This is a genomic window from Paraburkholderia caribensis, from assembly GCF_002902945.1.
Classification (GTDB): domain Bacteria; phylum Pseudomonadota; class Gammaproteobacteria; order Burkholderiales; family Burkholderiaceae; genus Paraburkholderia; species Paraburkholderia caribensis.
The window spans coordinates 2,698,357-2,720,008 of record NZ_CP026102.1; the positions used below are offsets into that span (position 1 = coordinate 2,698,357).

The 21,652-nt window shown below is 62.4% G+C and carries 19 protein-coding genes; 2 read left to right on the top strand and 17 right to left on the bottom strand.

The genetic code is table 11. The annotated features are described in order from the left end of the window. Window positions 1-18: 18 nt before the first annotated feature. The 10 genes from C2L66_RS28650 to C2L66_RS28705 all read right to left on the bottom strand — a co-directional run bounded on the left by C2L66_RS28650 (window position 19) and on the right by C2L66_RS28705 (window position 10,033). Window positions 19-579, bottom strand: a complete 561-nt coding sequence (locus C2L66_RS28650; RefSeq protein ID WP_054933363.1) for a fimbrial protein — start codon at window positions 577-579, stop codon at window positions 19-21. 561 nt (window positions 580-1,140) lie between these two features. Further along, a complete protein-coding gene (locus C2L66_RS28655; protein WP_060604849.1) occupies window positions 1,141-2,553 on the bottom strand; it encodes an MFS transporter in 1,413 nt (470 codons plus the stop codon). 90 nt (window positions 2,554-2,643) lie between these two features. Continuing rightward, a complete protein-coding gene (locus tag C2L66_RS28660; RefSeq protein ID WP_060604846.1) occupies window positions 2,644-4,083 on the bottom strand; it encodes an NAD-dependent succinate-semialdehyde dehydrogenase in 1,440 nt (479 codons plus the stop codon). Then, window positions 4,080-5,126, bottom strand: a complete 1,047-nt coding sequence (locus C2L66_RS28665) for an aldo/keto reductase (RefSeq protein ID WP_060604843.1) — start codon at window positions 5,124-5,126, stop codon at window positions 4,080-4,082. Before C2L66_RS28665 ends, C2L66_RS28660 begins: the two co-directional genes overlap by 4 nt. 12 nt (window positions 5,127-5,138) lie before the next feature. After that, on the bottom strand, window positions 5,139-5,660 hold the full coding sequence (gene fae / locus C2L66_RS28670; RefSeq protein WP_054933359.1) for a formaldehyde-activating enzyme: 522 nt from the start codon (window positions 5,658-5,660) through the stop codon (window positions 5,139-5,141). Window positions 5,661-6,232: 572 nt separating this feature from the next. Continuing rightward, entirely contained in the window at window positions 6,233-6,526 is a 294-nt protein-coding gene (locus C2L66_RS28675; RefSeq protein WP_054933358.1) for an H-NS histone family protein, read from the bottom strand. A 344-nt stretch (window positions 6,527-6,870) separates the two neighbouring features. Further along, the gene (locus C2L66_RS28685; RefSeq protein WP_035999124.1) at window positions 6,871-7,074 is read right to left on the bottom strand and encodes a hypothetical protein; all 204 of its coding nucleotides are present in this window, start codon (window positions 7,072-7,074) and stop codon (window positions 6,871-6,873) included. Window positions 7,075-7,542: 468 nt separating this feature from the next. Then, entirely contained in the window at window positions 7,543-7,821 is a 279-nt protein-coding gene (locus tag C2L66_RS28695; protein WP_054933356.1) for a hypothetical protein, read from the bottom strand. 74 nt (window positions 7,822-7,895) lie between these two features. Continuing rightward, window positions 7,896-8,492 carry a BON domain-containing protein gene (locus C2L66_RS28700; protein WP_060604840.1) on the bottom strand — a complete coding sequence of 199 codons (597 nt, stop codon included), beginning with the start codon at window positions 8,490-8,492 and terminating at the stop codon, window positions 7,896-7,898. A gap of 74 nt (window positions 8,493-8,566) precedes the next feature. Further along, on the bottom strand, window positions 8,567-10,033 hold the full coding sequence (locus tag C2L66_RS28705) for a sigma-54 interaction domain-containing protein (RefSeq protein ID WP_060604837.1): 1,467 nt from the start codon (window positions 10,031-10,033) through the stop codon (window positions 8,567-8,569). A 503-nt stretch (window positions 10,034-10,536) separates the two neighbouring features. On the opposite strand from C2L66_RS28705, the gene C2L66_RS28710 reads away from it, so the two are divergent. Further along, a complete protein-coding gene (locus C2L66_RS28710; protein WP_054933353.1) occupies window positions 10,537-11,940 on the top strand; it encodes a GntP family permease in 1,404 nt (467 codons plus the stop codon). Window positions 11,941-12,050: 110 nt separating this feature from the next. Here C2L66_RS28710 and C2L66_RS28715 read toward each other — a convergent pair whose 3' ends face one another. From C2L66_RS28715 to C2L66_RS28740, 6 genes are all read right to left on the bottom strand, one after another. Then, window positions 12,051-13,346, bottom strand: coding sequence for a DUF3443 domain-containing protein (locus tag C2L66_RS28715; RefSeq protein ID WP_060604835.1), 1,296 nt, complete (start codon window positions 13,344-13,346; stop codon window positions 12,051-12,053). 16 nt (window positions 13,347-13,362) lie between these two features. After that, window positions 13,363-13,830 (bottom strand): DUF2844 domain-containing protein, encoded by a 468-nt coding sequence (locus tag C2L66_RS28720; protein WP_060604832.1) that lies wholly within the window; start codon window positions 13,828-13,830, stop codon window positions 13,363-13,365. A 465-nt stretch (window positions 13,831-14,295) separates the two neighbouring features. Beyond that, window positions 14,296-14,433 carry a hypothetical protein gene (locus C2L66_RS40855; protein ID WP_156516718.1) on the bottom strand — a complete coding sequence of 46 codons (138 nt, stop codon included), beginning with the start codon at window positions 14,431-14,433 and terminating at the stop codon, window positions 14,296-14,298. Window positions 14,434-14,611: 178 nt separating this feature from the next. Further along, window positions 14,612-14,851, bottom strand: coding sequence for a DUF2442 domain-containing protein (locus tag C2L66_RS28730; RefSeq protein ID WP_007587719.1), 240 nt, complete (start codon window positions 14,849-14,851; stop codon window positions 14,612-14,614). A 104-nt stretch (window positions 14,852-14,955) separates the two neighbouring features. Then, the gene (locus tag C2L66_RS28735) at window positions 14,956-15,210 is read right to left on the bottom strand and encodes a DUF6723 family protein (protein ID WP_054933381.1); all 255 of its coding nucleotides are present in this window, start codon (window positions 15,208-15,210) and stop codon (window positions 14,956-14,958) included. 103 nt (window positions 15,211-15,313) lie between these two features. Further along, on the bottom strand, window positions 15,314-17,335 hold the full coding sequence (locus C2L66_RS28740; RefSeq protein ID WP_054933349.1) for an acyl CoA:acetate/3-ketoacid CoA transferase: 2,022 nt from the start codon (window positions 17,333-17,335) through the stop codon (window positions 15,314-15,316). Window positions 17,336-17,988: 653 nt separating this feature from the next. Here C2L66_RS28740 and C2L66_RS28745 point away from each other — a divergent pair. Further along, window positions 17,989-20,331, top strand: coding sequence for a putative bifunctional diguanylate cyclase/phosphodiesterase (locus tag C2L66_RS28745; RefSeq protein ID WP_060604826.1), 2,343 nt, complete (start codon window positions 17,989-17,991; stop codon window positions 20,329-20,331). 13 nt (window positions 20,332-20,344) lie between these two features. On the opposite strand, the gene C2L66_RS28750 is transcribed toward C2L66_RS28745, so the two are convergent. Continuing rightward, window positions 20,345-21,451 (bottom strand): porin, encoded by a 1,107-nt coding sequence (locus C2L66_RS28750; protein WP_060604823.1) that lies wholly within the window; start codon window positions 21,449-21,451, stop codon window positions 20,345-20,347. Window positions 21,452-21,652 lie beyond the last annotated feature (201 nt).

Below are 21,652 nucleotides of genomic sequence, written 5' to 3' on the forward strand. Positions count from 1 at the left end.
ACGCCCCACTCCAGCTGGTTACTGATACTGCATCGTGTATTGAACCGACGTGCTCACGTTACCCGGCTGCGCTTTGCCCGTTGCGTAGTACTGCGCGAAATAGTTCAGCGTGGCCGCGCCGCCCGTGATCGTCGCGCCGTTCGTGGCGAGCGTGTTGTTGGCGCCCGTCAGGACGTTGATCGGTTGCGCATTCGCGTTCAGCAGGCGCACCTGCACGTTTTGCGCAGGGGTGGCCGATGCCTGGTTGGTCAGATAACCGCTGCTCTGATCGACGGTCGGGCCGTTCTCGAAGCGCGCGATCGCCTTCGTGGCCGCGCCCGAACAACCGCTCAGCGTGAGACGGACATCGCCGAGACTCGACGTGCCCGCCGTTGCGCCAGCGGCTGGCAGCGAGCCGGCCTGCACGGTCGGCAAAATCACCGCGACATCGGCGGCCGTACCGCTCGCCGTGCCATTGATCGAGCAGGTGGTGTCGGTGACAGAACCTGTGAACGTGATCGTGCCGTCGGCCGCCTGAGCTGCCGTGGACAGCAATGCCATCAGACCGATAACGGCCGTGGACACAATGCGTTTTTGCATGCTTATGCTCCTGAAGTAGTTACCAATAAAAAATGACGCAAACGTTTGCGTTGCAAGTCAGACGAACACCGAAGACGACTGAAACGCCTTGAATAACGAACATCAACGACCCGTGTTCCCTGGAATGACTTCAAGAGAGGAAGCCCGCATCAAGCGTCGCGAGAAATATTTGATTAACGCTCGCGGACTGCAGTGATCCCGGCGTTCAAATCTTGCCGACGTGTCGCCTTGATATGCGGCTCAAATCAGAAAACTGATTGAACAGTAAGCGTCGGTGTCGTTGAGCGTCGATAAAATTAACATCGACATATAGCGGTACTGAATGACCAAGATCAATGGTTCTATCTTTTAAGGAGCCGGTTTTGAACGGAATTGGGAAAGTCTTTTTATTGCAGATGAGAGACGTAAATAAAAATGTTTAAAACGCTCGGAAATGACATTTCAGGCTTCGTGCAAGCCGATACATGCGCTATGCAGTGCAGGCTCAAATAGAAAAGCCCGAAGCACCCTCATGGGCGCTTCGGGCTTTAACCGAAGAATGCGTTATCGGTGCGCGCTTCGTCAGGCGCCGCTCGCCTGATTCAGCGTCAGATGCTTCGTCTCAGGCGCCCACGCGATCGAAACGATCATCCCAACCAGCAGCACGGCGGACAACGCGAGCATCGTCGAATGAAAACCGAGTTGCGCGATGCCGAGCGGCAGCAGGAACGTGCCGACGGCGGAGCCCAGGCGGCTGCACGCAATCGCCAGACCGACGCCGCAGGCACGCACTTCCGTCGGAAAGCACTCGGGCGGAAACACGCCGACCAGATTCGAGAACGCCGACATCGTCAGCGTGAACACGGCGAACGCGACGATCATCCACAGCGCCGCCGATTCCGGCAGCACACTCAGCGCAAGCAACGACAGGCACGTCACCGCGAACGAGCCGATCAGGAACGCGCGGCGCGACAGCACGATCGTCAGCCAGATGCCGAGCAGTGCGCCGAGCACGAGAAAGCCGTTGAGCAGGAAATCCGCGCCCGAGCCGTTGTCGAGATGAATCGCCTTGAGGATCGACGGCAGGAAGGTGTAGATCGCGAAGTACGGAATCACGAGGCACACGAAGAACGCGCAATTGAAGATCGTGCGGCGGATCAGATCGCGCCTGAAAAGACGCGCAAAGCCACCTTGAGCAGCGTGGGCGTGATCGTCATGCGCGCCGTCGATCGTCACGTTCGGGCCGAAGTATTTCAGCACGATGGCCTGCGCTTGCGCGACGCGTCCCTTGCCGTGCAGCCAGCGCGGCGATTCCGGCGTGCCGATCCGCATGACCAGCACCGCGAGCGCGGGCACGCCCGCCGACGCCAGCAGCCAGCGCCACGCATCGGGCGACGCGTCCGCGTAACACAGGCCGAGCACGTTCGCGACCACGTAGCCAATCGTCCAGATCACGCTGAACGAACCGAGCAGCGTGCCGCGATGCTTGCGCGGCGAGAACTCCGCGAGAATCGCGTGACCGACGGCGAAATCGCCGCCCATGCCGAAGCCGATCAGCACGCGCAGCGCGCACAGCATCGCTGGCGACGACACGTAGAACTGCGCGAAAGCCGCAAGCGTGATGATCAGAAAGCTCAGCAGGAAAATGCGCTGGCGGCCCATGCGATCCGACAGCCAGCCGAACACCAGGCTGCCGACGAAAATCCCCATCAGCGCGGAACTGCCGATCATCCCTTGCCAGAACGCATCGAGCGGCATCTGCTTGTTGAGCGACGCGAGCGCATAACCGATCGTGCCGAGTGCAAAGCCTTCCGTGAAGTGCGCGCCGAACGTCAGTCCGGCGATCTTGATGTGAAACCGGTTGAGGGGAACGTCGTCGAGCGAGACGGTGTTGCTATTCGTGAATTGCGAGGTTTGAGATTGGGCCGGCGCTGAAACGCGCGAGGACGGGGATGCGGGGCCGGACGGCCGCGCAAGCAGGTCTTGATCGCTCAAGATGTCTCCTTGTTATCGCGTCCCGTGGTGCGCGCCAGGACGCGTGCTTCTTGCTTTTCCGCCGCGCGTGGCAGACGAAGCCTCGACGGCCTAGCGGCCCAGACCGCCCATCATCATGTACTTCAGTTCGACGTATTCATCCATGCCGTACTTCGAGCCTTCACGGCCGAGGCCGGACTGCTTGACGCCGCCGAACGGCGCGACTTCCGTCGAGATGATCCCTTCGTTGATGCCGACCATGCCGCTTTCCAGCGCTTCCGCGACGCGCCATGCACGCCCCAGATCGCGCGTGTAGAAGTACGCGGACAGACCGAACGGCGTGTCGTTGGCGGCCTTGATCGCTTCGTTTTCCGTCTTGAAGCGGAAGCACGCCGCCACCGGGCCGAAGGTTTCTTCTTCGGCGATCAGCATCGGTTGCGTCGCGTCGACGAGCACGGTCGGCTCGTAGAACGTGCCGCCCAGCGCGTGACGCTTGCCGCCCGTCAGCGCCTTCGCGCCATGTTGAAACGCATCGGCGACATGCGCCTCGACTTTCATCAACGCCGCTTCGTTGATCAGCGGACCTTGCTCGACGTCGCCCTTCAGCGCATCGCCGACGCGCATCTTCTTCACGGCTTCCGTCAGCGCCTGGGTAAATGCGTCGTAGATGCCGTCCTGAACATAGAAGCGGTTGACGCACACGCAGGTCTGCCCCGTGTTGCGGAACTTCGACGCCATCGCCCCCTGCACGGCTGCCTCGATATCGGCATCGTCGAACACGATGAACGGCGCGTTGCCGCCCAGTTCCAGCGACAGCTTCTTCAGCGTATCCGCCGACTGCTTCGCGAGCAGCTTGCCGACGCGCGTCGAGCCCGTGAACGACAGCTTGCGCACGACGGGCGACTCCGTCAGCACGCCGCCGATCGCGACGGCATCGCCCGACACGATGTTGAACACGCCCGCCGGAATGCCCGCGCGCTCGGCGAGCACGGCCAGCGCGAACGCGGACAGCGGCGTTTCCTCGGAAGGCTTCAGGACCATCGTGCAGCCCACCGCGATCGCGGGACCGGCTTTGCGCGTGATCATCGCGAGTGGGAAATTCCACGGCGTGATCGCCGCGACCACGCCAACCGGCTCACGCGTGACGATGATCTTCGAATCGGGCTTCGGGCTCGGAATCACATCGCCGTAGCTGCGCTTCGCTTCTTCCGCGAACCATTCGAAGAAGCTCGCCGCGTAGCCGACTTCGCCCTTCGCTTCGGCGAGCGGCTTGCCTTGCTCGCGCGTCAGCAACTCGGCGAGCGCGTCGCGATGTTCGAGCATCAGCTCGCCCCAACGCTTCACGCGTGCGCCGCGCTCTTTCGCGGTCAGCGCGCGCCAGGCGGGGAACGCACGCTCGGCGGCTCCGATGGCTTGCGCCGTTTCCTGTGCGCCGCCCTTTGCGACGTTGGCGATTACCTCGCCCGTCGCCGGATTGCGAACGGGATACGTGTTCGCGCTTTCATACCACTCGCCGTTGATGTAGTGGCCGGTGCGAAGAAATTCACTCATGCTGCTTTATCCAGATTACCTGCCACGTCGGCGAACACGCCTTGTGCCGCGCGCGTTTCGCGCGCGATGCGCTTGCCCGCCGTGTAGTCGTTGATCAGATCGCACGGCGTGTAGTTGCGCTCCAGCTCGTGCAGTTCTTCCGCTTCGAGCTTCGTGCCCAGCGCGGCGAGCGCGCTGTCGAACTGCGCCGGCGTATCCGCGCCGACCAGCATGCTCGCGATGCCTTCACGCTGCAGTACCCACGCCTGGGCGATCTGCGCCGCAGAAACGCCACGCCGCGCCGCCACGCGCGCCACCGATGCCGCGATCTCGCGCGACGCCGTGTCGCCATACATCTGCGCGGTGAAGAAGTCGGTCTGATTACGCGTCGATTGCGCGTCGCTCGTCAGAAGACCGCGCGCGAGCGGGCTGAACACCGACACGCCCACGCCCTGATCCTGGCAATACGGAATCATTTCGCGCTCTTCCTCGCGATACGCCAGGTTCAGTTGCAGTTGCATGTTGATCGGCTTGTGCCAGCCGTTGCGCTCGCACACCTGCATGATCTTGGCAAATTGCCACGTGTACATCGTCGATACGCCGATGTAGCGCGCCTTGCCCGCGCGCACGATGTCGTTCAACGCGCCCATCGTTTCTTCGACGGGCGTGTTCACGTCGAAGTAGTGCAGCATGTAGATATCGACGTAATCCATGCCCAGACGCGACAGCGAGCCGTCGATGCCGTCCATGATGTGCTTGCGCGAATGGCCGCCCGCGTTCTGGTACGTGCCCATGTCGTAGCCGACCTTGGTCGTCACGACGATCTCTTCGCGGCGCGCGAGGCGCTTGAGGATGCGGCCGACCACTTCTTCGCCGACGCCCGTCGAGTAGAAATCGGCGAGGTCGATGAAGTTCACGCCGGCTTCGAGCGCGTGACGCACGATCGGCTCGCTTTGCGCTTCATCGAAAATCCACGGCTTCCATTGCGGCGTGCCCATGTTCATCGTGCCGAGGCACAGACGCGAAACCTTCAGGCCCGACTGGCCGAGGCGGATGTATTCCATGGCTCGTATCCCTCAACGTTGCTTCGGCGTATAGAACGGGTTCGATACTTCGCGCGCGGCGGCGAACACTTCTTCCTTGTGCGGCAGACCCTTCATCGCCGCGAGAATCGCGTTCTTGCACGCGCGGTAGTTGTTCTCGAACACGGCGTCGAGATCGTCGGTCTTCGGGTTGACCCAGTTCGCCGACACGACGACCCAGTCGTTCTCCGCTTCGGGCGGCAACGTGCCGTTCTCCAGCGACTCGGCCACCGCCTTCGCGATGCCCGCCTGCGATGCGCCCCACGTCGCGTTGCCGTGGAAGTCGCCGTCGATTTGCGCCTTGTTGACGTACAGCGTCAGCGGCTTGGTCGGCACACCCGGACGCGCGATCACGACGAACGGCGCGTGACCGGCGGAAGGCGTCGACAGCGCGGTGGCGAAGGCCTGGCCCGCAGGACCGCTGCGCGGGCCGACCAGCACGTTGATGTGCGCGAGGTTCACGCCCGGGCCCTCAAATCCTTCGCCGATATACAGCTGCTTCTCAGTGGTGCTCATCTGTCCAGTTCCATCAGGTTGAGTGGGATGCGCTGATTGTGCTGGCCGACAAGCAGGACGATGAAGCGATGTTTTTTGATCCGGGGTATGAGGCGCACTCAACTCCGGGTTTCCACTGAGTGATCGCCGGTAACTGAAAAAAACGCTGAGGTGAGCGTTTTCGGGAGGCGGGAAGAGTCGCTGCGAATGAAGCGTCACCCGACGATGCGGCGCGCTCGAGAAACGCCTCAGCGACGCGTGCGCGAAGTGCGCCGCCGGTTCGTCCGGAATGCCCAAAACCCTTGCTGTATAAGGCTTTCACGGGCAGTCGCCGCAATCATGAAGTCGCGCTAGCCGCAACGCCTTCAAGCGAATAACAGACGTGCAATAGCGGGTCCGGCACGCCGCTTCGAAGGGCCGCGCCAGCTAAAGGTGAGAGTTTTCGGGATTCCCGCGACGGTGCGCCAGGCGGCTGCACTTTCGCTCACTGAACAGTTCACCGGTCAACGACCGGACCCGCTACGGGATGAGACAAACAGGAAGGAAGCGCAAGCGCACTAATCAGCTGAAGGCGACGGGCGCTTGCGCCGGTTTCATTGTTCGATAAGAAACTTGTCGCGATTCTTACCCGTGAGCCAGCCCGGCGCACGGCCACGGCCGCTCCAGGTCTCGCCCGTCTTGGGGTTGCGGTATTTCGGCGGCAGTGCGGCTTTGCGCGCCGCCGCGCGCACCTTGCTCGAGAAGCCTAGCTCCTCGGCGGTGATGCCGTAATCGGCGATCTTCTGTTTGATGTCAGCGATCGCCTGAGTCACTTCCTGTTCACGTGCTTGTTCCATCTCCTTCTGAAGCTTTTCGAGTTGGGCGGTCAGCTGTCTGTATGTGGCCATCTGGCGAAGTCTCCTTGCAAAGCTGTACGGCAACTGAGACCGTACCAGACCTAAAAAGTGCCGGGTAGCAGTGTAGTGCCATCAGAGACTCAGGAACACTGCGTACTGTCAACAAACGTGTATTCCCACTCGAGGCGGGATCGCTGAACGCACGGGTGCCGAAGGCGCCTGGCCATCCGAACGATACGATCGACAGGCCGAGGCCGACAGCTTGCTTCGACCATTGAACGTGTCCGAAGGAAGGTATACGAAGCTGACCGCGCACGCATCGAAACAACCGATCCCACTGTTACGCCATGCGAGCGTCACGAAGCGAGCCGCTTCGCCGCGATCGGTGACGGGGCTCAGCGCTTGTAACGAACCTCGAGAGCATGCAACGCGTCGCTAAGCCGCTGGACGCGCCTGATCTGTGACGGCACCAGCGCGGCCACCGACACCGATTCGATGCGGCCGCGCCAGTATGACAGTGGAATACCGTCGGCAGCGGAGATGCGCGAGATGACGTGTTCCAGATGCTCGATATCCTTTTCTATCTGCTCGTGATTCATTGCGTTCCCCGTCGTCCCTCGCAAAGGCGTCATCGGTTAGCACGAAATGTGCCGCGGGAAATCGACTGCCGCTCTCTCAATGTCGTTGCATTGCCTGCACACGCTTCCCGGAATCGGATGGACATCGCGCGTCTCTCGCCACGCAATCTCATTCGCTATCAGGAATCTATACGAGGAGATCGATGTGTTCCGTTGGGCGGCGCACGGAAGCGCCTTGCGCGATGCGCCAGCGCAACGCTTGTGGGCCGCGCGAAGCCGTGATGACGAGTCGTTGTTCAGAGCGGCCGAGAAATCGGCCGATGCATGGTTCGATCTGCGCGAATGCTGCAACGAAGACGCAGCGGCTCGGTCGATGCACGTGCATCGACCGCGACATGCAGCGCGCGATAAATCGGCGTGGCGTGCTTCAGGAAGTTATCGGGCCGCGAGCGCAGCCCGGCATGGCGAACGCCAGAAACGCAGAGCCGTTCACTTTCCGCGGCAGGCGTAGAGCAGACTGCGCACGCCGTTCTGGGTGGTCGTGCGTATCGCGTCGAACGCGCCGCCGCACATCGCTTGCGCCTGCTGCTCGCAGTTGTCGGAGCCGGCAGGGCATTGAACTAGCGTGGTGGGCCGGCCATCAGGCGCGAAGAGCGGCGGCGCGCTGCTGCACGCGGCGAGCGCGCCCGCCATCGCGACGACGACAGGAAGCGCCGCGCCGCGAACCCGATGCATGACGCGCGCCGTGGATGTTTGACTGCGTTTCATGGAAAACCCCGTTGGCCACTTGTTTTTCGACGAACGCGATTGTGCCATGGCCGCCTTGCGTTGCGTTTATCGTGTTATCGAGTCTTTGGCTTCTGCTCCGTTGCCGGTTCCGCTACCGGTTCCGTTGCCGGCTCCGTTACTGGCTGCGTGTCGGGTTCCGCAAGCGTCTTGTAGGGCATCCGTCCATGCGGGCTCGCGGCGATACGCATGAACACCTGCTCGACGTCCGGAATCGCTTCGAGCTGCTGCTGCAACGCGCGCCTGTCGAACGATGCGGGTGCGCAGCCTTCCGCATACACGAAGCGGCGCTGCACCGTGATCCACACGCTCGTGCCGTCGAATGGATGCGGGCTCGTGAAGCGCGCGCGAATCGCGCTGGCGATGTCGGCGTCGTACAGATAGGAGTTGGGCTTCGTGCATTGATGCGCAAGCCAGCAGGTCGTGCCTCGCTCCACGCGATAGTGCGCGTCGTCCTCCATCTGCGCGTGCGTCATCATTGGGCCGAGCGGCACTGGGCAATCGGCGATCGCATGCGAAAGCGCGAAGAACGGGTCGTTGTACCAGTTGCGCCGTTCGCCTGCCGGCGCCGCCGATGACGCCTCCTGCGCACGCGGCACATTGCAGGCGCCGCTCGCGATAACCAGCATGATCCAAACGATCCAGCGTGCCATGGCCGAGTCTCCTTTGGGTTGGCGTTGCTGCCAGCATCACGATCGTACTGCGCGGCGGCATCGCCCGGCGACGCTCACACCTCGATGCCATACGCAGCGATTTTCTTGTACAGCGTCGCGCGGCCCATGCCGATGCGCGCGGCCGCTTCCGTGACGCGTCCCTGGCAAGCGCGCAGCGCTTCGTCGATAAAACGTCTTTCGAACGCGGCCATCGCATCCGCCCACTGTTGCGGCTGCGCTTCGTCTGATGCACTGGCCGCCGCTGTCTGCACGGGCACGGGCACGCGCGCATCGAACGCAAGCTGTCCGCGCACGGGTCCGATGAACGGCGCAAGCGCGCGTGCATCGATGCGCTCGCTGTCCGACAGCATCACCGCGCGCTCCAGCGTGTTGCGCAGCTCGCGCACATTGCCTGGCCAGCCGTACGAGCACAACAGCCGCAACGCGTCGTCCTGCAGTTCAAAGTGACCGCCGCGCACCTGCGTCGACAGGTCTTCGAGGATCGTATAGGCGAGCGCCTCGATATCCGTTTGCCGCTCGCGCAGCGGCGGCGCATGAATGGTGAGCACGTTGAGGCGATAGAACAGGTCCGGGCGGAAGCGCCCCTCGGCGACAAGCGCGGGCAGATCGGCCGACGTCGCCGCGATGATCCGCACGTCGGCGCGCACGATCCGGTTCGACCCGAGCGGCTCGAACTCGCGGTCCTGCAGTACGCGCAGCAGCTTGCCTTGCAACGGCAACGGCATATCGCCGATCTCGTCGAGAAACAGCGTGCCGCCATCGGCCAGTTCGAACTTGCCGACGCGTCCCTTACGGTCCGCGCCCGTGTATGCACCCGCCGCCGCGCCGAAGAACTCGACTTCGAGCAGCGCATCGGGAATCGCCGCGACGTTGACGGTGACGAGCGGCTTGGTCGAGCGGGCGGACGCGCCGTGAATCGCATGCGCGAGCAGTTCCTTGCCCGTGCCCGTTTCGCCGAGCAGCAGCACGGGCGAATCGACTTGCGACGCGCGCCGCGCCTGACGCTTTACTTCGAGGCTGGCCGCACTCGTGCCGACGAAGCTCGCGAACGTGTACTTCGCGCGGCGCGCTTGCGCGAGCGACTGGCGCGTCGCGATCAGTTCCTGTTGCACGCGCGAGTAGTGAGAGAAGAGCGGCGTGAGCGCTTTCATTTCGTCGAAGAGCGCAAAGCCGACGGCGCCGACCGTCTTGCCCGCGTCGTCCTTCAACGGCAGGCGCGTGACGACGAGCGGCTCGCGGTCGGTTTCGAGAACGTCGAGCAGGATCGGCTTGCCTGTCATCACGACTTCGCGCATCAGGCTATTCGGGATCACGGCTTCGCAGTCGCGGCCGATGGCCTGTTGCGGATCGGCAAAACCAAAGCGCGCCGCGTAGCGTTTATTGATCCACACGACGCGCGCGTCGGCATCGACGATGAAGGTGCCTTCGCTGAAGTTCTCGAACGTGCGGAAGAGCGAGTCCATTGCGCGGCGCAGGACTTCGCTGTAGGTCGCGGGCAGGCCCGACCAGTCGTTCATCATTTTGTCGCTGTCTCCTGTCGATCATGGTTAGCGCTTCAGCGCTTACCAGGATCCCATGCCACGGCGGTCGATCATGGTTAGCGCTTTAGCGCTTACCAGGATCCCATGCCATGGCGGTCGATCATGGTTAGCGCTTTAGCGCTTACCAGGATCCCATGCCATGGCGGTCGATCTTGGTTGGCGCTTCAGCGCTTACCCGGATCCCATGCCAAGCTGAAAATTTTTCTATTGTCTCGATTTGTGGACCGATTATCTCACGTACGAGACCTGCAACGACCCCGCCGATTAAGGTATGCTTCGCCAATTCGAATTCGACAGACTGCAATTCGTCTCAATTTGGAGACGAATTTGTACCATCGTTCGAATCGTCGCGCGGCTCTCTTCGCCGCCCGGGCCGCAGAAGCCCGGCTGACGGGCATGGCACGGAACCTGCATTGTCGGGCGCCGGCCGCCGCGCCTCGCCGCGCGCGTCCACGTAGAACAACCAAGCATTGGAGACTCAATTGGCTTTTGTCATCGTCCTCGCCGCCCTGGCGTTCCTGATGTTCGCCGCCTATCGCGGCTACAGCGTCATTCTCGTCGCGCCGATCGCCGCGCTCGGCGCGGTGCTGCTGGTCGATCCCGCCGCTGTCGCGCCCGTGTTCTCGGGCATCTTCATGGAGAAGATGGTCGTCTTCGTGAAGCTGTACTTCCCGGTGTTCCTGCTCGGCGCGGTATTCGGCAAGGTCATCGAACTGTCGGGTTTCGCCGCGTCGATCGTGCACTCGGCGATCCGCTATATCGGCCGCTCGCGGGCGAATGCCGTGATCGTCGCCGTGTGCGCGCTGCTGACATACGGCGGCGTCTCGCTGTTCGTCGTCGTGTTCGCGGTGTATCCGTTCGCTGCGGAACTGTATCGCCAGAGCAATATTCCGAAGCGTCTGATGCCGGGTGCGATCGCGCTGGGCGCGTTCTCGTTCACGATGGATTCGCTGCCGGGCACGCCGCAGATCCAGAACATCATCCCGACAACCTTCTTCAAGACGACGGCATGGGCCGCGCCCGGCCTCGGTATCGCCGGTTCGCTGTTCATCATCGTCGTGGGCCTGTCGTTCCTCGAATGGCGCCGCCGCTCGGCGATGGCGAAGGGCGAAGGCTACGGCACGTCGCTGCTGAACGAGCCGGAGAAGATGGAAACCGACAAGCTGCCCAATCCGCTGCTGGCGATTGCGCCGCTGGTTCTGGTCGGCGTTGCGAACTTCGTGCTCACGCGCATGATTCCCGCATGGTACGGCGCGACCTACACCGTCTCGCCCGACGTGCTGCCAGGCAACCATGGTGCGCCCGTGACGGCGACGATCAAGTCGTTGGTCGCGATCTGGTCGGTGGAAGGCGCCTTGCTGCTCGGCATTCTGCTCGTCGTCGTCACGGCGTTCGGCAGCGTGAAGGAGCGTTTCGCCACGGGCACGAAGGCGGCTGTCGGCGGTGCGTTGCTCGCCTCGCTCAACACCGCGTCGGAATATGGTTTTGGCGGCGTGATCGCGGCATTGCCGGGCTTCATCGTGGTCAGCGATGCGCTGAAGAGCATTCCGAATCCGCTCGTCAATGCGGCCGTGTCGGTGAGCTCGCTGGCGGGTATCACGGGTTCCGCATCGGGCGGCATGAGCATCGCGCTGGCGGCGATGTCGGATCTGTTCATCAAGGGCGCGGAGGCTGCGCACATTCCGATGGACGTGCTGCATCGCGTAGTCGCGATGGCGAGCGGCGGTATGGATACGTTGCCGCACAACGGCGCGGTGATCACGCTGCTGGCCGTGACGGGCCTGACGCACCGCGAGTCGTATCGCGACATCTTCGCCGTGACGATCATCAAGACGCTGGCTGTGTTCTTCGTGATCGGGCTTTACTACGCGACAGGGCTGGTTTAAGTCAGCCGCTGTACCAACGCAAAGGGGGGCGCACTGCGCCCCCCTTTTTCATTGCACTCCGCTCACGCGCAATCGTTCAATCCAGCCGGCGTGCGCGGTGTCACGCACGTTCAGCTCGACACGTACGCGACATAAGGCCCAGCGCCTGCCGACGACGCAGGCTGCCCCGAAATGCCGTAGTACATATGCCGGCCGTAGAAGAACGGCATGCCGATGTCGATCGAATTGAACAGCGCAACGCCCAGATTATTGAAGGCGTAGTTGCCGGAATTGATCAGCGTCACGCCGTTGCTGACGTTGAACTTGACGGTTGCCGTAACGGAATTGGCCGCCGTGAAGACAGCCGACATTCCCGTCGGCGCCGCCGGTGTGTAGAAGCCGTTCGCTGCCTTGCTCAGCACCGTGCTCTGGAAGTACAGTCCGCTCGATCCAGAATCGAAGAAAGCAGCCTTGCTGTACGAGCGTCCTTCGAACACGGCATCCATATCGCCCGCGATAGTAGTCGGCAAGATGGTCGCGTTGGTGCCGCTCAGCGCATTGTTCGACTGCGTGTCGATGCCGAAGACGAGCGTACCCGTTCCCGTTGCAGCGCCCGTATCGGGCACTTGCGCCATCTCGACGATCACGCCGTTGTTGTCGGTCGTGAACTTCGTCACCGGGTTGGTCACCTGATTGGGGATCGTCACCTGAGCCGGCGTGCAGCTCGAACCCGTGCACACGTAGTACGCACCCGCGACGAGACTGTTCTGACACGTGGCGCCGCAATCGTTCGGCGAGGTGCCGATACCGAGAATGCCGTTCGCGCCGAGCGCTGCGGGCGTCGTCATGTTGGTGCCGACAAGGCAACCGTTGACGCCCGTCGGAATGGTCGCGGCCAGCGACGGATCGGCGATCACCTGGATCGGCACGTTCTGCGCGACTTCGCTCGACAGGCTCACGTCCGCCGTGCGCACCGTGCCCCATGTATTGCCCGAGCCGAACGACTCGCATTCCGCAACGGCTTGAGCGCCTTGCGTCTGCTGCGGCAAATTGTTCAACGTCGGAATGACGGAAGCGAACAGGCGCAGGCCGAACGATTCGGTGTCGACGAGCACGTTGTCGATAACCGAGCAGTTCAGCGCGGCGCTCGTGCCCGGCGCGCAGACCTTCACGCTCACCATGGGGAAGTTGCGCACGCTGCTGAACGACGAAACGACAATCGGCACCGTATTCGCGGAGCCGGACGACACAGGCGTCGCCGTCGGATCGGCGAACGCGGTGCTCACTGCCGCGGGCGTGTTGCTCACGGGCGTCGACGTGCCGGATGTGCTGCTGGTCGACGTGTTCGACGAACCGCCGCCTCCACCGCATCCAGCCAGCGCCACACACATGCCGCTGACGGCAAGAATCCATTTCAATGCACGCATTTTGAGTCCCTTCGCCTTATTGGATATCGTCGCTGCTCACGCCGGCGGGAAGACCCGTCGGCAACCACGCACGTCCGACGTAGGCGCCCATATGGCCGCCCGTCTGGACCACGACATCCGGGCGCTGCACCGTCGCGGGACCGAATGCGCTGCCCTGCTGCGCATGCTGTTGATTGACGGTGTCGAGGTAGCCCGCAAAGTAGCTGCCCAGCAGCGAGCTGAGATCCGGCATATGAGGGCCGTGCCAGGACACGGCGAAGACCGTGCCCGATTTCCCGACGTACTCGCGCACCAGCGTGCCGTCGGCGAGCGTCGCTTCGCTGACCGTGTAGGGCACGGCCGTTGCGCTCAGGCGCATGACAGCCTGAGTCGAGCTTGCAGTCGTTGTTGCGGTGTAGGTGGGAGACGAGCCGAGCGCCGCGTGAGCGGCAAGGCAATGGGCGAATGCGGCTGCTGCCAACAGGCATTGCAAACGTAACTTCATTCAAGTCCTCGGTTTATTTTTTCTTCGATTGAAGCCAATCCCCGTTCGCTCACGACAAGGCGAGCGATTTGTTATTTTGCTTCCATCGTATCTTTAACGACACTGCCACCACTTCGATCTTCCATTCACGCACTTTTCATTAATCCCGCATCAGCTAAAACATGGCGCAGAAGATCAAACCCTGTTAACGGTATGAGGGATTTAAACTGAAGGGAGACGCGGGAGAAAAGCGGAGTGCGCGTGCAATATGTGCGATACGCGTATTAGAAACGGGCGAAGCAATTGCAAACAGACAGCAGAATGAAATGATTAGAAAGATTAAATTAATCTTTTAGTCGCCGGGCTGTCGCCATGCAATGCGGCTTTAAAAGCGTTATTAGCAGGCAGCGAAACAACGTGAGCAACGCGCACAAACGACAACGGCGCGCTTGCCCGAAAGCAAGCGCGCCGTTTTATTCGTTCTTGTTAGAGAGCCTGAACCGACGGACCATCGTGTGTAGTCGAATCGACGACGATGTCTCCCCGATCATGTTCGACCTTCGCATTGCGATCCAGGTCGGCGCGGACCTCGCGCACGCCTGAAGCCGATACAGATTCCGTCATGGTGTCCAGGGAAGGCGTGAGATAAATAACGACAGATCGCACATAAACTCCGTTTGGCACCAAGCCGTTATTTTAACGCATGCGAATGGGGCCGCCGGCGTTTGCGCGATCGGCAGACGAACGAAACGGGACGACGCCGGGCGGCGCCGTCCTGAAGCATCGACGGTAAGTGCCTTCTCTAGTGCCGCATCGACTCCGGCAGCGACAGCAGCAACGCAGTCACATCCATATCCTCGTCGAGTTCCGGCCAGATCAGTTGCTGCTTGTCGATCGAAATGGCGAAGTGTTCACGCTCCGCTTCCGTCGCCGCAGCGAGCGTGGGAAACCAGTTGAGTGGAAACTCGACGGCGCGGCCGTCGGACAGATCGAGAAACAGGTGTGCACTATCGAAATGCACATCGACGGCATCGGCACGCATGATTGCCTCCCGCAGGAATCCACTCAAACGATAGTCGTGCCAGCCCTTCGCTTCAAGCGCATTGCACGGGGCACGAACAGAAAAAATCGCTGGGGAGAAAGCGCTTACAACTCAGGCCGCGCGAGATCGCCTTCGACGATGTGCTCGCCGTACACCTGCGCCGCCGCGAGCGCTTCTTGGCTGGTTGGATAGGGACCGAGATCGGGCGCGCCGTCGAACGGAAAGAGCAGGCGCCCGTCCGTTTTGCGCACCACGCGCAGCACGCCGAAAAAACGCTTGTAGCCTGCGAGCTTCGAGCCCGCGCTGACTTCGAAATCGCCCTCGCTCTTGCCGGGCACACTGGGAATGAAGCTGCTCATGATGACTTCTTGAATGCTTGAATTGTCGTCCGAAAAGCGCCATTTTCGCACGCTCACTGTGAGCGCTTCATGTCAGGAACCACATGTGCATACCAGCGCGTATTCAACGGTGCGTGGACGCGTCGCCGGGCCGTTCGTTGATGTACGTGGCGACGTCGCGCTGTTCCAGTGCGTCCCCCAGTTTCATGCGCAGGAAGCTGCTGGTCGTGTAGCGCGTCACGCTGGAGTAGAACTGATTGACGAGCCTCGTGATGGTTGTCGAATAGATGTCGATCAGCTCGGGATTGATAGAGAAATTGTCGTAATTGACGATTGCCTGCGGCTTGAACCGCACACCCGACAGACGCGATGCGACCTGCTGCCAGATCGCGTCGATCTGTTCCTTGGTCGTCACCTGCAAGCCTTCGAAGTTGACGAAGAACATGTTCTTCTCTGCGTCGTAATTGAAGCGCTCTTCGAGCGGCAGGCAAAGCAGCAGCGTGCGCAGTCCCATCGGCGCGTCGCGAAAGATGCGCTCGTCCATCAGGCGCGGCGGGCGCTCGATAATCGGCTTGAAGCCCATCTGCGCGACGATATCGTTCTCCACGTCGACGCCGGGCGCCACTTCAGTCAGTTCGAGTCCGCGCGGCGTGAGCGTGAACACGCAGCGCTCGGTGATGTACAGCACGTGCTGTCCGCGCTTCGCAGCATATTCGCCGCTGAACGTGCGATGCTCGACTTCATCGACGAACTTCTGGTTCTTGCCTTCGGCTCTGATCTTCAAACGCCCGTCTTCGATCGCGACGTCCAGATTGCCCGCGTTGAACGTGCCGACGAACACCACCCGCTTCGCGCTCTGGCTGATGTTGATGAAGCCGCCAGCGCCCGCCAGTTTCGGCCCGAATTTGCTGACATTGAGATTGCCCTGCCGGTCCGCCTGCGCGAGGCCGAGAAACGCGAGGTCGAGTCCGCCGCCATCGTAGAAGTCGAACTGATACGGCTGATCGATGATGGCCTGCGTATTCGTCGCCGCGCCGAAGTTCAACCCGCCCGCCGGAATGCCGCCGATCACGCCGGGCTCCGTCGTCATCGTGAACAGATCGATCACGCCTTCTTCGTTCGCGACGCTCGCAATGCCTTCCGGCATGCCGATGCCCAGATTCACCACGCTATTGGCCATCAATTCCATTGCCGCGCGGCGCGCGATCACCTTGCGCTCCGTCAAGTCCATTGGCGGCACGGAACTCGCGGGCACGCGCAGTTCGCTGGCGAAGGCCGCCGAATACGGCTCGGCGAACGTCTGCCAATGATGCTCGGGCCGCGCGACCACTACGCAATCGACCATGATGCCCGGTATCTTCACCTCACGCGGGTTGAGCGTGTTCGTATCGGCGAGCCGCTCGACCTGCACGATCACGACGCCGCCCGAATTGCGCGCCGCCATCGCGATAGCCAGCGCTTCGAGCGTGAGCGCCTCGCGTTCCATCGTGACATTGCCGTTCGCGTCGGCCGTGGTGCCGCGAATGATCGCGACGTCGATGGGAAAGGTCTTGTAGAGCAGATACTCGCTGCCGTCGATTTCCATCAGCCTGACGATATCTTCCGCCGTGCGGCTGTTCAGCTTGCCGCCGCCGTGGCGCGGATCGACGAACGTGCCGAGCCCGATTGTGGACAGATGCCCCGGCTTGCCTGCGGCGATATCGCGGAACAGGTGCGAAATCACACCTTGCGGCAGGTTGTACGCCTCGATGCGGCCTTCGATGGCGAGTTGCTGCAGCTTCGGCACCAGCCCCCAATGCCCGCCGATCACCCGCCGCACCAGCCCTTCATGGGCGAGATGATTCAGCCCTTTCGACTTGCCGTCGCCCTGGCCGGCGGCGTACACGAGCGTCAGGTCGAGATGCACGCTCGACGCGTCGGGCGTCCCCAACGCGCCCGGCCCGCCCGAGGTCGCCGCGTTTGCATCGAAAAAACGCTCTTCGAGCGCGATCGCGACTTCCTCGGCGAAACCGACGCCGACGAAACCGCCCGTCGCGAGCGTGTCGCCTGCGCGAATCAGTTCGACCGCGGCGCGCGCGCTGACGACCTTGTTGCGCCCGACCTTGCGCTCGGTCACGGGAAACGGGTACTGGAATACGGCGCGCATGGGGTCTCCCTGTTGTTGACCAGATTCAGCGCTTCAGCGTCCCATGCAAGATGGTTGCCACCGGTTCGTACAACGCCGTAGCGGGTTGCGCCACGCAAGGGTGCAACCGGCCGGCACGCGGGGTTTTTTGCGGTGCCTGACCATGCAATTTAGCAAGCCGCAGAGCGATCGTCAGCATTTATTGGCAACGGCGTGCAAGCTCCGGATTCGCCGAACGGGCGTTCATTTACAAGCGACTTCGTGCCGCATCTTTCGATGTCGCGGGAAAGCTTAGGCAAGCAGAGTTTCTCCATTGAACGCCGCTTCTTTGCTACAAAGATGCATCGCGCATTTAGACAATGCGATTCGGCATACGCGTCGTCGCGTGACCAACGACGAGATAGTTCGAGCTCTCGAAAACAGGCACAATCGTATGGGCTAAACAAAAACACCGGCGCGCCGTAAACGTAGAAAGCAGCGCCGTCCGCAAGCGCAGCAACAATTACCGCCGAAGCGGCTGGCCACCATGAAAGGCAACACACTTCCCCACTCAACCAGCGCGCGACGCGTGGCGCGCGTGAGTCCGCTCGCGTTCGCGGCACGCACTGCGTCTATTACGGCGCCGCTTGTGCGCCCGCTGCGCGCTTTGCGCGTGCATTAAGGCGAGTCCGTATATGCCGACGAGCCTCACATTGAAATGGCGCCGTGCGTTGCGCCGGCATGGCGAAGACAGCCCGCGCCAGGACCAGCATTTCCTTTCGCTGCTGCTCGACGCCTGGTCGAGCCGCCGCCCGGCCGGCTCATTCGGCTTCGCGGTCAGCGTTGCCACGGGAATCGGCGCGGGTGCGGCCGGCATCGCGCTGCAAATGGCCCTGCGCGGGCCAGCGAGCGCGCCGTTCAGCGTGCAGATCGCTGTCGGCGCGACGGCGGGCGCGATCGCGATGATCGTGACGCGCCAGCGCTTCGCCGCGCAAAAAGCGCGACAGGCGGCCACGACGGCACTCGCCAGTTCGTTTCTCGATGCCAGCCGCGACTGCGTCAAGCTGCTCGATCTGCAAGGGCAGATGCTGCGCATCAACGACTACGGCGCGACGCTGATGGAAGCGGCGTCGCCCGTGCAGCTGGCGGGCGCGGACTGGCTCGGCTTCTGGAAAGGCACCGACAACGACGCCGCGAAGGCCGCTTTCAGAAGCGCACTGAACGGCACGCCTGCCTCGTTTCGCGGCAGTTGCACGACGATCACAGGCCAGCCGAAGTGGTGGGATTCGCAACTCATTCCCGTGAAAGACCATGCCGGCAAGGTCGTCGCCGTGGTCTGCGCATCGCTCGACATCACGAGCCAGACGCAACTGCTCCAGCAACTGCGCGCGAAAAGCGAGCTGATGTCGGAGATGGAAGCGCACGTCAAACTGGTGTTCTTCTCGTACAGCGCGAATTTCGAGTATTTCCATTACATCACTGCGGGTTCGTCGAACGTGTTCGGCGTCGAACCGGAAGAGTTCATGCGCAACCCGCACGGCTGGCGCGAAATGGTCCTGCCGGAAGACCGCGCCGCGCTGCAGGCGGAAATGGCGCGCATCATTGCCGAATCGACGGAAGGCCGCGCGGAGTACCGGATCAGAAAAGCCGACGGCTCGGTGCGCTGGCTGCGCAGCACCGGCTACCCGGTGCTCGACGAAAAAGGCAATGTGCTGCGTATCGTCGGCATTACCGAGGACGTGACTGTCGAGCAGGAGCGCATCGCCGAACTGGACCGGCTCGCCTACACCGATTCGCTCACGGGGCTCGCGAACCGCGCCGCGCTGCTGCGTGAAATCGAAAGCCGCTGTGCGGCGGGCCGGCCGTTCGGCCTGATGTTCGTCGATCTCGACCGCTTCAAGGTGCTCAACGACACCCTCGGCCATCTCGCCGCCGATCATCTGTTGCGCAACGTCGGCGGCATCATTCGCCGCTCGCTGCCGGACGACGCGTATGTCGCGCGTCTGGGCGGCGACGAGTTTGCGGTGCTGATCGGCAGCGTGGTCGACAAGGCGGGTCTCGAGACGCAGGCGAAGGCGCTGCTCGGCGGTCTGGCGGAAAACCGGCTGCAGGACAGCGCGGGCGCGTTCATCACGGCGTCGATCGGCATCTCGATCTACCCGGAGCACGGCAGCGGCCACGACGCGCTGCTGTCGAGCGCCGATGTCGCGATGTACGCCGCGAAGAAAACCGGCCGCAACGGCTATCAGTTCGCTGGCAAGGAGGCGGCCCGCACCCTCGGCGACTTCGAACTCGAGCGCGACGTGCCCGAGGCACTGAAGACCGACCAGTTTTTCCTGCACTTCCAGACCATTCACGAGCCGCATTCGCTCGCGGTGCATGGCGCGGAAGCGCTGATCCGCTGGCAGCACCCCGTGCGGGGGCTGATTCCGCCGTGCGACTTCATTCCGTTGCTGGAAGAAACCGGCTTTGTCGAGGATGTCGGCGTCTGGGTGCTCGACAACGCGTTGCGCCAGCTCGCCGCGTGGCGCCAGGCGGGCTCGATGAATCTGGGTGTATCGGTGAACGTGTCGGCGCGGCAACTGGGCGGCGAGCAGATCGTGCGCGAGGTGGACCGCGCCCTCAAGCAGTTCGGCATTCCGCCCGCCAAGCTCGAAATCGAGCTGACGGAAACCGCGCTGATGAAGAACCCGAAGCAGGCGCAAAAGTCGATCGTCGAGCTGAAGCGGCTCGGCGTGCGCATCGCCATCGACGATTTCGGCACCGGCTACTCGAGCCTCATGTATCTCGCCGATTTCGAGCCGCACACGCTGAAGATCGACCGCCATTTCACGTCGAAGATCGAACACGATCCGACCACGCAAACCATCGTCGAAGGCGTCATCGGCCTTGCGCACAAGCTGGGCATCGAGGTGATCGCGGAAGGCGTCGAGGAGGCCGCGCAGCTGGAGATTCTGCGCCAGGTGAACTGCGACTATGTGCAGGGCTACCTGTTCAGCCGGCCGCGGGCGCCCGAAGGACTGATCACACTGGCGTGAAACGGCACGCGCGTCAGAACCTGTGCCGCAGGCCCGCGCCGATCAGCACCTGATTGTGGCTGGATGATGGATCGGCCGTATTGATGACGGCCGGCGCGCCCGACGACGAGCGCTGATAGATCGCTTCCAGATACGTGTCCGTGCGCTTCGAAAACTGATAGTCGGCCTGCACGCCGCCGTTGTGCCAGTGCGCGGCCGATCCCTTCGTGTACGTGTACGAGCCGGCAAGCGCAACGCTCGGCGTCAACTGATAGGTGCCGTTGACTTCGTAGTTGGAAAAGCCGACGGAAGGCGTCACACCGCCCGTGTCGATCACGGTCACGCCCGTGAACGTGGAGCGCGACCACGCCGCCGCCATCGTGAAGTCGCCGATCGCATAGCTGATGCCGACGCCGTAGGTGTTCTGCGTCTGCACAGCGGCATCGAACACACCCGTGGCGTTGGGCAGCACGACGGACTCATACGCGCCCGCCGACGAATTGCCGCGCCCGTTCGCATGCAGATACGCCGCGCCCGCATTCAGCGCGCCCGCCTGGTAGTTCATGCCGAAGCTATATGCGCGGTTGTTCGCAAACTGCCCGGCTGCGTTCGAAAACGCGTACATGCCGCCGAACGTCAAACCGCCGAACGACGGGCTCGCATACTTGACCGAGTTCGCCGCGAGGTACGTGTTGTTCGCGTTGTCGTTGTCGAACGGATGGGCGAACGCGGTGCCGCCTGTGCCGCCCGTCAGCGTGAACGGCGCGAAATAGTCATGCACGAGATCGTACTGATGGCCGAGCGTGAGCGTGCCCGCCCTCTCATTGCCAAGCCCGACGTAATACGGGTGGTCATTGAACATCTCGCCCGATGTCACCGACAAACCCCGTTCGAGCCGGAAGATCGCGCGATAACCGCCGCCCAGGTCCTCGATGCCCTGCAAGCCCCAATAGCTGCCGTCGACGAGACCCGAGGTCGCCTTCCACTGAGAATGCCCGCCAGCGTTGCTGATATAGGCGAGGCCCGTGTCGAGCTCGCCGTACATCGTGACGCTGCTTTGCGCGTGCGCCCCCGTAGCGAGCGAGAAGAGCGCGGCGCTCACGGCCGCTGCGGCTTTCTTGTTGATCTTGTTCGCGGACATGCTTGGCTTCCCTGAGTTGAGTCGGTTCGTCTTTGGAAGGCGACTTTTTATAGGAACAACAGCCACACGCACAAGTGGAGCGAGTCGAATTCTCAGGAACCGCTCCGTAAGCTAGATTACGAAATGCAAGTAAATCCCATTATCGGATTCGCCAGAAACGGAAGTAAAGCGAAAACAATGTGCCGCGCCGACGTCCGCGCG